Genomic DNA, 12,306 nt, shown 5'->3' with positions numbered 1-12,306 from the left:
TCATCTCGGCCGCGGAAGCTCACAGAAAGCCAACCACGTGCGGCGCGGAAGGGCCGTCAGCGGGCCGCGAGGAGCCTTCTAGTGCGCGACGCCTCATGCGGTCTAGACAACAGAAAAGCCCCGGGCCTGTGGCCTGGGGCTTTTTCTATGGAGCGGGTGACGAGAATCGAACTCGCGCTCTGAGCTTGGGAATCACCCGGCACTTGGGCATGGTTATGCCGCCTGACCTGCGAAAAGGCCCGCTGGCGGCACCATTTCAGCTGCCTATGCGTGACCCGTATTGACCGCTGTTCACCGCTTCTGCTGGCACGTTGTGGCACGGGTCGCCGCCTGCGACGCCTCGTCGCACGGGGCGGTGCTCGCCGGACATAGCGTCAATCCAGCACGACGGTTTATGCTCGAACTGTGCGAGCCGCGAGTGATCCCTTGACCGAGGTCGAGAAGTCCGAGCTGGATGAGGCCGTCAAGGCCGTCCGCCGGGCGGAGCGGGCCCTCGCGTGTGCGCAGGAGCGCCTCAACCGCACGGCGGGTCGCATCGGCTCCCTCGACCGCTACGGGCAGAAGGCCGCGGTCGGGCGCCGCGTCGGCTGGTCCCGCCAGCACGTCACCACTCTCGCCAACGCCTACCGGGCAGGCGAACCGCACGAGGAAGAGAGGACCGAAGCCGCATGAGCACCGCGCCCCAGCCGTCCGCTGTTCCCCAGCCGCCTGTCCAGCCTGAGGCCATCCGCGCCGCCCTCGCCCGGGTCGCCCCGCACCTGCTCGACGACTTCGACCGCGACCGCGCGGCCAGCACCGCCCGCGCGCGTGCCGAGGTGTCCGCCGGGCCCCTCCGCACCTTCACTGAGGCATGGGCCGTCGAAGTGGCCATTGCCCGACATCCGGAGACCGCCGCCCGACTTCACGCCCTGGAGGCCCGGGCCGCCGAGGTCACCGACCTCGGCGAGGCCCGCGACATCGCCGCCGAGATCAGCCGCATCCGCAACGCCGCCGCGGCCGAGGCAGGCATCCGTACCGTCGGCGGGACCGCCCGGTGACCGACGAGCGTTGGGTGTGGGAGTACGCATTCCACACCGAGGACGAGGCCGGCTACCCGAAAGCCGTGCGCGACGAGGTGAAAGCCGTCGCTGACCAGATCGTCGAACTTGCCTGCCTTGGCATCGACCCCGCCGATCTCGGCGAACCCACCCCCGGGACTGCCCGCCGTCACATGCTCCCCTCCGGCGGCTGGTTCGAGACCCAGGCGCTCCCGCGGATGAGGCCGCGTCTCCTGGCCGTGGTCCTGGTCGTGCCGCCGCCGCACCTGCTCTGACGCAGGAGACCACCTCCGCCGCGCTCGGCTTGCGACGCATTGCCTCCTCCTGCCCGGCTACGACACACCACGCGGCGTCCAGACCGAGGACAGCGGTGCCCCCAGGTGGTTGTGCCCAGCACGAGAGGAGAGCGGGGAGAGGGGCAGGTGGCGCGGGGCCCTAATGCGGTCTTACAACAACAAAGCCCCCCAGCCTTCGGTCTGGGGCTCTTTCATGGAGCGGGTGACGAGAATCGAACTCGCGCTCTGAGCTTGGGAATCACCGATTGAATCCGGCGAGTTGAACCTACGAGCTGCACTTGCGGCGTCGCGGTGGCCGGTCGCGGCGGCCCGCTGTTATCAGATTGGGCAGCGTCGGGGGCACGTCGCTGGTGAACGTGAATGTGCCTACGATGTCGAGTCGTCAGGTAGTCGGCTTGCCGTGGATGTGGGGAGGCGGCGTGAAGGTTCCAGTGGCCTTGATCGGCTCTCGGGTGGAGCGCACATCATTTGATCAGCAGGTGCGGCTGAGCCTGTGCGACCTCGATCCGGACGAGGGATACCGGCTGGATGCCGAGCTGGTAGTGGAGACGCCGTTCCTGTTCCGGGATGCTGCCGGCGAGTGGCACGAGCTGGACCCAGGCACAGGTGTGAGCCTCGCACCCGTCCTGGCGCTCTACGGACAGTCGGTCACTTCAGTCGACGTGCGTGACCGTGGCGCGTTGGTCGTCGACTTCCAAGACGGCGCCAGTCTCTGGGTCGGCCCAGACCCACAGTTCGAGTCCTGGCATCTGACCGGACACGGAATCGACCCGATCATGGTCGGCCCTGGGGGCGAGGACTACTGGGTGCGCTGACTGACGCCGGCATGGGTGGGGCGGGTGACCTCCTCGGCGCCTACGGTCCGATGCGGCCCGAGGAGCAAGCCGAACTCCGCCGCGAAGACGTCGACCTGGAGGTGATGACCATCCCTGTGCACATGGCCGCGCCCGAAGGAGCCTTCTGATGCGGATCTGGTGCGCGACGCCTACTGCGGGCTAGACAACAGGGAAGCCCCGGGCCTGTGGCCTGGGGCTTCTGCGTGGAGCGGGTGACGAGAATCGAACTCGCGCTCTGAGCTTGGGAATCACCGCGCTTCGACGGTCGACTCTGAGCCCTGACCAGGAACAACGGATGTTGGAGGCAAGCCCGGGAGCCAGCTCCAGCACCCGCTGTTGACCGTGGTTCCCCGCTTCGTCGGGCACGGATCGGGCACGGCGACGTTCTGATCCGTAGCTCTAGCCGGATCGGTCAGCGACGGTCATACCGGCCGCTTCATGGGCCCAGAGGGGCGCTATCGGACAGAGGCATTCGTTGAGGTTGCGGTACTGCGCTGCTGTACACGCCCCGCGAAGAGAACTGTCGTCAACGCGAGGACATCCGCGTACGCGCTGACCACTTCAGCCGCTACACCCCACGTGATCACGACGACTACCACCACCGTCACTACCCACACTTTCAAGCTGGGGTTTGACAGGCACCACGGGGTAAGGGTCACACTCATGCTTGAGCCTCCAAAGGGGTTCGTGGCCCACTCTGTCGCCTCGCCGGGAAGCCTGTGCGGCAGGGTGGGCTTTGCCGTGTGCCCATGATGAGGGATCTCAAGTCAGCTGTGCCAACCGCGTGTTGAGAAGGACCATCGTGAACTTGACGTCGGTATAGGACTCTTGCCAGAGAGATTAGCCACGGCGCGGGGCGCCATGCACCACCCGCCGACCTGGGAAAATGCTGCACGACTGAAATCCCATATCACACACCCGCAGACACACAGCCCACTATCTTGATCATTTAGTAAGTGGCCAAATATTTAGCCACCCTTTCACCCAGCTACGCCCCCAATTGCACCGTGATGGAGATCACAGAAGAAAAAAGGGAGGCTGGGCGATCTGCCACCGAATTTGCGGTGCACGTAACCTCCGCGGTCGGCGTAGCGGCTTTGGCCGGTGTCCTGCCTGGTTCGGGGCCGGGCATGATCAGGGGGCCTTACGCTGGCCCGCGAAATCGGGCAGCCCTTGGCCTGCCCGCTGTTGTGCCCGATTGGCCCCCTGGTCTTGCTAGGCGCGGGTCCCGAACCAGGGAGGTGGCTAAAGCCGTGGAGCCGTCCGTCCCCAGCCCTGGCCTGGTTTTTCGCCCCTTTGTGGGCGCGGGTGGGTGACGGACGTGCGTCCCCGGTGGCGAAGACATGGAGGGGCAAGTGCGGACGGCGCCCGCCCGGCGCCGCCGCGCTTGCGCGGCACCTCAGATCTTTGATTTAACTGCTACCGCAGTTCAGGAGGCCGGGAACACAGACGCCCCAGTGTCTACGTGTGCTGCTTCGCCCGCGGCCTGCCTCATCCGGTCTCGTGGACCTGGTGGCGTGGCTGGCCTGTTGGGGGTCGATCGGGCACGCTGCGGGCAGACCAGGAGGGCTATCCGTGTTCGCGTGCGCCGTGTACTGGCAGGCGATGATCTCGCTCGGAAACCTGCCCGGTCCACGTGGCCGGGCAGCGCGCGCAGCGCGCCTTGATGAAGTAGAGAAACTCTTACCGCGCTGCTCGCTCAGCTTGTTCTTTATCTTCCGGCCTCGACGCCGAAGGTTGGGCAGGCAGCCGCGTGAACGTTGATCTGTGACGCGCCACAGCGCTCTGACCTGGCAAGATGCTCACATGGAAACTGGGTTGCCCTGGGGAGCTACACCAACCGTCGATCTCCGCCTGTGGCGTGCTGACGCGATCGTGCTGTTCGACTGGCTGATGAGCACCGACCTGAACACCGTACCGATCACGCACCCGGCTCAGAAGCAGGCTCTCGCGGACCTACTGGCACGCCTGGAGGAGCTGGACATCATCGAGTCCACCGATGAAGAGATCGCCGCAGCCCAGGCCGAGGTAGCCAAGAACATGGGTTGGTAGGCACTCGCTTGAACTTGACGTTTAACCTCATGGGCAGTTCGCGCTTGGAGGGCCCGTACGCGGGCAAGATCCTTACGGCCGTGGTCCCCAGCCCTAGCCAACTCGCCAACTGGGGGATCCAATGAGCCGTCTCCGTCTCCTCAAGGCCCTGTGGTGGGACGACGAAGAAGCTGTCATCAGCTTGTTTGCAGCAGCCCCTTCCGCTGAACCCTTCGATCTCACCTTTGACATCGATGGGTGCTCCCCAGACCGAATCGCCACGTATCACCTCGAAGATGTCGAACACGTCCTGACTGGCCTCAAGGTGGTCGAGTACGATCTGTCCTTCAGCGCGCTGCCCGCCGAGCTCGGGCCTTACCTCGAAGCATGCCTTGAACAGGTCTGCGCGCGGGGAGCCAGGGTTGCCTGGCTGGGATTCGAAGGCTCATTCCACTACGACCACCTACTTATGGATTCCGTCGCACGGATGCTCTACGGCGTCGCGGCGCAGGGTCAGCCCACGGTGCTCATGCTGGACGACGACCTGCGGGCTGGCTCCGCATGGCCGAGGATCCTCGATTCCTACAGGTCCAAGCTCCTGAACGGGTGACTTGCTGATCACGTCTCTGGAGCGGAGTCGTTGGAGACGAACTGCGTCCGACTGCCGTCCCCGCGTATCCCGTCGGCGAGGAGACCTGGTGGTTTTTGGGCCAAGACGTCCTTGTGCGCGATGACGACGGCGCGGCCATGGGTCTGCTCGACGGCTTGACCGAACAGTGGCAGGCATCGCTCGATGAGAGAGCGGCGATGCATCCGCGATCAGCGGTCGGGAGCCTCGACGAGCTGCTGAAGAATTTCCGGTAGTTCGCCGCTGAAAAGGGCCGTGCCGTCCCACGGCGGTCCCCACGGAAGTGCCCGACCGCTGGCGACGGGGGATGCACCAGCGATCGGGCACTTCCCACATTAACAAGGCTTTTGCTCAGTGGGAACCAAGTGCCCTGTGAAAGCAAGCCATTTGTTCCTCGTGTCACGCATCTCGGACTGCCTGCATGCCGCGACCTCTAGGGAATGAGGTCAGCCGAGCCTCTGCTCGACTACTGGTCGCACGGAGGCTCGTACGAGAGACGGGGCAGATACTCGGCCCATCTATCCGCCGTCAGCACCCCTCGTGTGGTCGAGCAGATGCGGCGAACGGCGTCTTCGATGTTGAGGTTCCACAGCCGGACCGTATCGGTACCGCTCGACACTCCCAGCATGCGGCTCCCCGGGCTGAACGACAGGAAATTACCCGTTTTGGCATTGGGGCTCATCGATTGACCGATGGGGGCGGCCTTGGAAGGAACGGTGATGTTCCAGAGCCGGACCATGTTGTCGTTGCCCCCGCTGGCAAGGGTGCGGCCGTTCCGGCTGAACGTCAGAGACACGACGGCTCCGGTGTGGCCGGTCAGAGGAGAACCAAGTCTGGATCCCTTGCGTGGGTCTGCGATGTTCCAGAGCTGAACCGTGTTGTCGTCGCTGCCGCTGGCCAGCGTGTGGCCGTCAGCGCTGTAGGCGAGCGTGTTGATGGGGCCGAGGTGCCCCGTGAGTGGCGCGCCGAGTCGGGTCGTCTGACGCGGGTCGGACACGTTCCAGAGCAGGATGGTGTCGTCCGCACTTCCGCTGGCGAGAGTCCGGCCGTCCGGGCTGAAGGCGATGGAGTTGACGTAGCCCTTGTGGCCGGCGAGCGGTGCACCGAGCGGAACGAGGCGGGACGGATCGCTGACGTTCCACAGCTGTATGGTCCGGTCGTCATGGGGGGTTGCCAGCGTGCGCCCATCCGGGCTGAACGCTATCGTGCCAGGGCCCGCGAACCGCGTGCGCAGTGCGACTGGCTGTCCGTGGGGCCGAGGTCGGGTCGGGTCGGATACGTTCCACAGTTGCACAGCGCGGCGTCCTGTCAGCACCGCCAGTGTGTAGCCCCTGGGTGAGAACACCAGTGAACGGGCATCGCCCTGCCCCGGCATGAATGGTTTGCTGAGCAGGACGGGCTGCTTCGGGGCCTCCACGTTCCACAGCCGGACTCGTCCGTCGCGTGCGGCCGTGGCGAGTACCCCGCCATCGGGGCGGAACGCTCCGATGCGGCCGATCATGTCCGACGTGGGTATCGACCACAAACGGACCTTGTTGTCCCCGCTCCCCGTGGCCAGGGTCTTCCCGTCCGGGCTGAAGCCCAGTGCGTAGATCTCGCCGCTGCTCCCTGCGAGAGGTTCGCCTACCTGTGACGGATACGCGGGATCGCTGACGTTCCAGAGGCTCGCCGTGCTGTCCGCGCTGGCAGCGGCGAGCATGGCGCCGTCGGGGCTGAAGGCAACGGACCACACAGGGCCGGTGTGCCCGGTGAGCGGTGCGCTGAGCGGTGATGCCTGCCGTGGCCCGGCCGTGTTCCAGAGCCGGATGCTGTTGTCCGAGCTGCCGCTGGCGAGAGTCCGGCCGTCGGGGCTGAAGGCCACGGAGTGCACCGTGTCCGTATGACCTCTCAGCACGGCTTCTTTCGCGGCTGGTTGATGCCGGTCGGATATGTCCCACAGCCTGATCGTGTTGTCATCGCCACCGGTGGCGAGGGTCCGCCCGTCGGGGCTGAAGGCCAGGGAACGTACCGCGTCGGAATGCCCGCTCAGAGCGCTGAGCGCCTGCGGTCGGCGAGGGTCGGTCATGTCCCACAGACGAACGGTGTGATCTTCACTGGCGGAGGCCAGAGTGCGTCCGTCCGGACTGAAGGCGAGAAGGTAGATGGTGCTGTCATGGCCGGTCAGGGGCGCACCGATCTGCCGTGGGCGGCCCGGGTCCCGCACATTCCACAGCCGGATCGTGCCATCGTCTCCGGCACTCGCGAGAGTGCGGCCGTCCGGGCTGAAGATGGCGCTGCTCACCCAACTCGTGTGGCCGGTGAGTGGTTTGCCCAACGGCATCGGGTGGCTCGGATCCGCCACATCCCACAGTCGAACGGTCCGGTCGTAGCTGGCGGTGGCCAGGAGCCGTCCGTTCGGGCTGAACGAGGTGAGATAGACGGCGCCGGTGTGGCCGAGGAGCGGTGAGGCAAGCGGCGCGTTCACTATGGAGAGCAGCCGGTTGCGGGCGCCTTCGTCATCCGGGCGCAATCGATGTGCGACCAGGTTGAGTTGAGCGGCCAGGGACGGGTCCGTGTTCTGAACGCGGTCCGCTTCGGCGAGCACCTGCTCGAATACGGCGTCGTTCCGCTGCTGCCAGGCGACGACCGCTGAACTGGCAGCCAGGATCGCCAGAACGACGAGAGCTGCCACCGCGCTGCGGCCGATCCAGACCATGCGCTTGCGCAGCCGGACGGAGGCGGTCAGAAACTCCACCGCGCTGCGGGTCAGGAAGGTGTCGTCGGCGGAATCCGCCCAGCAGCGGGCCTGCTCCAGACGGGAGCCCCGATACAGCAGGGACGGGTCACGGTCAGACTCCTGCCAGGCTCTGCCGTCTTCTTCCAGGCGCTGGCGAAGCAGGTGGTCGTTCCTGCCGTCGTCGATCCAGTCGCGAAGGCGTGGCCAGGCGTGGAGCAATGCCTCATGGGTGATCTCCACAGTCTCGGCGTCGAGTGTCACCAATCGGGCTCGTACCAGTGCTTCGAGTGACTGTTCCGTCTTCTGGGAGTCTGAGGCCTCTTCGGCCAGCTGGCGCCGCGTCCCTCGCCGACGGGTGGCCTGCGTGTCCTCGCCCAGCCGGACGAGTCTGAGCAGGAGGAGCCTCGCGGCCTCGCGCGACGCCGGATCCAGGCTGGACCACGCCTGCTCGGCTGTCGCCGCCACTGCTCCCTGGATACCGCCTGCCGCGCGATAGCCGGCCAGTGTCAGCCGCCCCGCCTTGCGTCGCTGCCAAGTGGCGAGCATGGCGTGGGAGAGGAGCGGCAGCACCCCGGCATCGTGGGCCCCGCGGGGGCCGCCGGTGCTCACTTCTCGGACGATCAGTTCCGCGAGTCCCGTTTCGAGCTCCAGGCCCACGGCCTTGGCCGGTCTGGTCACCGCTTCGCGCAGCTCCGCAGCCGACAACGGACCGAGCACCATATGGCGGTGTTGCAGCGCGTCGGCCAGTTCGGGATACCCGAGGCAAAGTTCGTAGAAGTCTGCGCGTATACCGAGGACGACAAGCGCGGGGGCAGGCTCACCCGGGTCGGGCGACGTGCACGCGGCGTGGAGGATCTGGATGAACCTGCGCCTGCTTGTCTCACTCAAGCAGAGCGTGAACGTTTCCTCGAACTGATCCACGATGACGACCGGACGTGCGGCGGGTGCGGGCGACTTGCGTCGTGCCCAGCTGGCGACTGCTTCTCTCACCCGGCGCCCGATTTGGGAATCCCCGGCTTCCATCGCCGTGGGGGCCATGCCAGCGACGATGCTCGCGAGTTCGGGGATGTGGTGAATCAGCTCAGCGAGAGGGTCGGATCCCGGCACGAGTTGAAGCACTGTCCGTGCCCGGCTCTCTGGCTCTTCCCCGGCATCGTCCTTCAACGCAGGTACCAGACCGGCGTTCAGCAAGGAGGACTTTCCCGCCCCCGAGGCGCCCACGAGCATGACCAAGCCGCCCGTCTTCTCCGCCGCGCGGAGCTGGGTGACGAGGGCATCCGTGCTTCGCTCCCGACCGAAGAACCAATTGGCGTCCTGCGGGCGGTACGCAGCGAGGCCCCGGTACGGACACACCACTGCGGGGACGGTCGGCGCGTCGACCGGGGGGACCTCGTCTTCCGCGGCGGATGCCGCGACGCGGTCACCGACCGGGTCGGCTACCGCGCGTTCCCAGAGAAGGTGCCACTCGTCCAGGTCGTACAGCGCCTTGGACACCGGTGTGGGCCGGGAGCGGCGTGCTTCGGGGATGAGGATGTGCAGTACTGCCGCGAGGGCGGCGAACTGCGCCGGTACGTTCTTGGCTCGTCGCCAGTCGCTGATCCGCTGAGCGGACACCCGTACAGGGCGCCCTCGCTCATCGACACGCTGGAGGCGGACGACCGACTCGGACACGCGTTTGAGTGGAGGGTTGCCGGCTTCCTTGTACAGCAGTGCGAGACGCTCCGCGAAGACTGTGCGTATCCCTGAGTCGGAACTCAAGGCCCCCACCCCTCACTTCCAATCGCATTGGGCGTCCGGACCGGAAAACCCACTCTATACGGCTGACCTGCGGCGAAGCCGTTTGACGGGCGCTTAAACCGCCTTGGTGTCAGTCGAAGATGGCAGGATCGGCATTCGTAAGCGAATCAGCCGCGCGGTGTGAATCAGCCATCCGTTCAGAGACGCAGAGCCAACGCGTCAACCACGGAGCCGGCCCTACCTCGATCCTCATCGCAGCGGCGTGGATCGCTGTCGGACCCACCGTTCGGTACCGGTCCCCACGAGGGGAGGGACCGGTGCCGAACGACGCGGGCGATCACCGACCGGGCAGAGAAGAGGGGGCGGCCTCTCCATCCTGAAGGGGCCTCCCTCGTCGATCGAGTCTCATCGATCGAGCACGAGCCCTCAGGGGTACTTCCGTGTGACGCGGCTCGCGGCCCACTCCCCGGGAGTGCGATTTCCATGATCCACTCCCCGCTCACTCCCCGGGTGTGGTCGAACAGTCAGGAGCCGTTGCTGTTTCCCTCGCGCTGGGCAGAGGGCAGCAGGAGATCCCGCTCAGGATGCCTCTCACCCGAAACGCGACCGTCCACGCCAAGGTCCACCCGGGCCGCCTCGTGGAAGTCGTTGATCGCACGGAAGGTCGCGCGATTCCGCTCGCGCCAGTCCTCCAAGGCGCCGGCGACCTTCCCGGTGGCTTGCCAATCGACCTGGAGGGCGACGGCGTTCAACTCATGAGCTGCCTCCACCACGTCGTCACCGGCGAGCAGCATGATCCGCTCGAATGCTCGCCCACGGACGCGGCCGGCCTCAGATATCTCCGCAAGCATCTCGCTATCGGGCTTGTCCCGCTCGCGCATGCCCTCCCGGCACTCGTAGAGGTGGACCGCCAAGAAGATGCAGGCTCGGACGCTGTCCACGTATCCCTCGTACGCTTCGAGCTTCTTGCTGTCCCAGCGAGTGACCAACTCGTGCTTCTTGCGCTGCCGTTCCATGGCATAGGTCGTGAGGTGTGTGGTGAGTGCACCCAGCAAGACCGCGGCGATCGTGACCCACTGCTCTGCGGCTCCCATGCATCCCCCAGACACGGCACTCATCAAGATGTCTGAAGGATCTTAGGAGTGGGCGCCGTATCCTGCGGTAGCAGGGTTGCCGCATGGCTGAAACATGAGGAGGCTGAGCAACTCTCTGCCTGTTTCGCCAGCTCACGTGCTCTGTGACACGGTGACTGCCGTGACACAACCTCCATGTTTCAGCCAGTCAGGTGCGAAGATCCTCGCGTGGTGTGGACACGGACGGGTAGGTAGAAGGGTGCCCGGCATCCGCTTCTGAGACTTGAAGGCGAGGGAGCGCCGTGCGGACCGCGAGCAGGTCTGGGAACAGCCCGGGCGTACCTCTTTGTCACATGCCTCCGGGCACATCGAAATGGAACCGGATAGAGCACCGACTGTTCTCCGCGATCACGATGAATTGGCGCGGCCACCCGATGACCAGCTACGAGGTCATCGTGCAGTCCATCGCCGCGACCACCACACGCACCGGGCTCACCGTCTACGCCGAACTGGACCCCGGCCGCTACCCCCACCGGGGTGAAGATCAGCGACGCCGAGCTGAACGCGGTACAGCTGACCGGCCACGCCTTCCACGGCGAATGGAACTACACCACCGTGCACCCCCAGCCCACCCAACCCGCGGATCCCGGCGGACCGGCCAGCAGTCTCAGCCGTGAGGCCCTGTCGCATCCCGCGCTAACCGGCATGACCGACACCGAACTGACCAGGCTGACCGCGGCCTTGGCCACACCCTGGCATGCGCTGCATGCCCCGGACCGTACCGCCCGCCGCGACGGCGGCACCCGACGCCGAGCCCCGGGCGGCGGCCGCAAAGCCAAACTGGACCTGGCCGACCGCGTCCTGGCCACCGTGCTGCACCAGCGCCTTGGCCTGTCGCCCGCCGCGCTCGCCCGCCTGTTCACCGTCAGCAAAGACACCATCCGCCAGGCCACCGGCGAAATCAGGCAGCTGATGGACCAGCACGGGCACACCCCCGAAACCGCGACGGCACACCTGACCACCCTCGTCGGCCTCCTCGTCTACGCCACCGCACACGGCGCCACCCTCACACCACAGGCGAAACCCACACCTTGATTCTTTACGAGCCCTTGGCAATCCCACGAATAGCGTCCTCGCGCAGGCCACCTGAAGCCAAGTCCAACTCGGGACAGGCGGGAACGCGAACGACGCCAGGCTTGCTTCGTTCTCGCAGTAACCTCCAGGACCTGCGCAAACGTCAGCTCAGTGTACTTTGGGACAGTTTGGAACGGCTTCGTGAATTGCGCATTCCGGTTGGTCCGCGACGTGCGCCGTAGGTCATCTGACAGATGGTCTGAATAATTCCGGCTTTTTTGGCTAGATCCCGATAAAGGTGCAGGTGAGGGGCAGGGTGGCATCCGGACGGATGTATAGAGTTCGCTCGAATACAGACGTTGAGAGGTATACGTGCTACAGATGAGATCCCGCACAGACGCTTGGACAAGATGGCGACTGATACGCTCAGTTTCCGTCTGCTTGGTGGGGGCGACTCTTGCGTCAGGGCTCCCTCTTGCGCCGTCCGTCGCAACCGCCGCGGTCCCCGCCGCCATGACATCGGACACTGTCGCCGACGGTTCTCTCAGCGAAGAGGATTACGCGCTCCAGCAGGCGAAGGCCACGGGCAATCCCTACGAACTCACCTCGGCGCGTACCGAGTCGTCCGACACCTGGGCACGGCCTGACGGAACCTGGTCCGTGCAGAGGCACGGCACTCCGGTGCGGCTACTGCGAGACGGCGCCTGGATCCCCACCGATCCCACGCTCACCACGGGGAGCGATGGGCGTGTGGTGCCCAAGGCCTCCGCTGTGGCCGTGTCCTTCTCCGGCGGCGGCAGCGGACCGCTGCTCTCCGGAGTCAAGGACGGGCGCACCCTTACGATGACGTGGCCCAAGGCGCTGCCGGCACCGACACT

The 12,306-nt window shown here is 65.9% G+C and carries 10 protein-coding genes and 2 pseudogenes; 10 read left to right on the top strand and 2 right to left on the bottom strand.

The genetic code is table 11. The features are described 5' to 3' along the window. Window positions 1-405 precede the first annotated feature (405 nt). The 8 genes from ACFWI9_RS21895 (at window position 406) to ACFWI9_RS21860 (ending at window position 5,064) form a co-directional block, all read left to right on the top strand. Window positions 406-672, top strand: coding sequence for a hypothetical protein (locus ACFWI9_RS21895; protein ID WP_387164357.1), 267 nt, complete (start codon window positions 406-408; stop codon window positions 670-672). Continuing rightward, complete coding sequence (locus ACFWI9_RS21890; RefSeq protein WP_387164356.1) at window positions 669-1,037, top strand: hypothetical protein; 369 nt, start codon at window positions 669-671, stop codon at window positions 1,035-1,037. Before ACFWI9_RS21895 ends, ACFWI9_RS21890 begins: the two co-directional genes overlap by 4 nt. Then, complete coding sequence (locus ACFWI9_RS21885) at window positions 1,034-1,312, top strand: hypothetical protein (protein WP_387164354.1); 279 nt, start codon at window positions 1,034-1,036, stop codon at window positions 1,310-1,312. Before ACFWI9_RS21890 ends, ACFWI9_RS21885 begins: the two co-directional genes overlap by 4 nt. Window positions 1,313-1,752: 440 nt before the next feature. Further along, the gene (locus tag ACFWI9_RS21880) at window positions 1,753-2,148 is read left to right on the top strand and encodes a DUF6188 family protein (RefSeq protein WP_387164353.1); all 396 of its coding nucleotides are present in this window, start codon (window positions 1,753-1,755) and stop codon (window positions 2,146-2,148) included. An 11-nt stretch (window positions 2,149-2,159) separates the two neighbouring features. Continuing rightward, window positions 2,160-2,297 carry a hypothetical protein gene (locus ACFWI9_RS21875; protein ID WP_387164386.1) on the top strand — a complete coding sequence of 46 codons (138 nt, stop codon included), beginning with the start codon at window positions 2,160-2,162 and terminating at the stop codon, window positions 2,295-2,297. Window positions 2,298-3,975: 1,678 nt separating this feature from the next. Continuing rightward, window positions 3,976-4,221: a hypothetical protein gene (locus ACFWI9_RS21870; protein WP_387164351.1), complete on the top strand. Its 246-nt coding sequence runs from the start codon at window positions 3,976-3,978 to the stop codon at window positions 4,219-4,221. 121 nt (window positions 4,222-4,342) lie between these two features. After that, window positions 4,343-4,810, top strand: a complete 468-nt coding sequence (locus tag ACFWI9_RS21865) for a hypothetical protein (protein WP_387164349.1) — start codon at window positions 4,343-4,345, stop codon at window positions 4,808-4,810. A gap of 113 nt (window positions 4,811-4,923) precedes the next feature. After that, entirely contained in the window at window positions 4,924-5,064 is a 141-nt protein-coding gene (locus ACFWI9_RS21860) for a hypothetical protein (protein ID WP_387164347.1), read from the top strand. Window positions 5,065-5,294: 230 nt separating this feature from the next. On the opposite strand, the gene ACFWI9_RS21855 is transcribed toward ACFWI9_RS21860, so the two are convergent. Together ACFWI9_RS21855 and ACFWI9_RS21850 are read right to left on the bottom strand one after the other, a co-directional pair. Beyond that, window positions 5,295-9,311, bottom strand: a complete 4,017-nt coding sequence (locus tag ACFWI9_RS21855; RefSeq protein WP_387164345.1) for a hypothetical protein — start codon at window positions 9,309-9,311, stop codon at window positions 5,295-5,297. A gap of 494 nt (window positions 9,312-9,805) precedes the next feature. Continuing rightward, window positions 9,806-10,375, bottom strand: coding sequence for a hypothetical protein (locus ACFWI9_RS21850; RefSeq protein ID WP_387164343.1), 570 nt, complete (start codon window positions 10,373-10,375; stop codon window positions 9,806-9,808). 314 nt (window positions 10,376-10,689) lie between these two features. Here ACFWI9_RS21850 and ACFWI9_RS21845 point away from each other — a divergent pair. Continuing rightward, window positions 10,690-11,449, top strand: a pseudogene (locus tag ACFWI9_RS21845) (ISAzo13 family transposase); the annotation flags it as partial. Window positions 11,450-11,941: 492 nt separating this feature from the next. Then, window positions 11,942-12,306: pseudogene (locus tag ACFWI9_RS21840) on the top strand (VCBS repeat-containing protein); the annotation flags it as partial.

The sequence above is a fragment of the Streptomyces sp. NPDC127084 genome (genome assembly GCF_042724175.1).
Lineage (GTDB): Bacteria > Actinomycetota > Actinomycetes > Streptomycetales > Streptomycetaceae > Streptomyces.
Note: the sequence above shows the minus strand (reverse complement) of the source record. Positions and strands in the feature narration are given on the sequence as shown.

Coding starts and splice junctions, on each gene's coding strand:
- ACFWI9_RS21890 (WP_387164356.1), top strand. CDS start 669: ATGAGCACCGCGCCCCAGCCGTCCGCTGTTCCCCAGCCGCCTGTCCAG.
- ACFWI9_RS21850 (WP_387164343.1), bottom strand. CDS start 10,375: ATGGGAGCCGCAGAGCAGTGGGTCACGATCGCCGCGGTCTTGCTGGGT.
- ACFWI9_RS21875 (WP_387164386.1), top strand. CDS start 2,160: ATGGGTGGGGCGGGTGACCTCCTCGGCGCCTACGGTCCGATGCGGCCC.
- ACFWI9_RS21865 (WP_387164349.1), top strand. CDS start 4,343: ATGAGCCGTCTCCGTCTCCTCAAGGCCCTGTGGTGGGACGACGAAGAA.
- ACFWI9_RS21870 (WP_387164351.1), top strand. CDS start 3,976: ATGGAAACTGGGTTGCCCTGGGGAGCTACACCAACCGTCGATCTCCGC.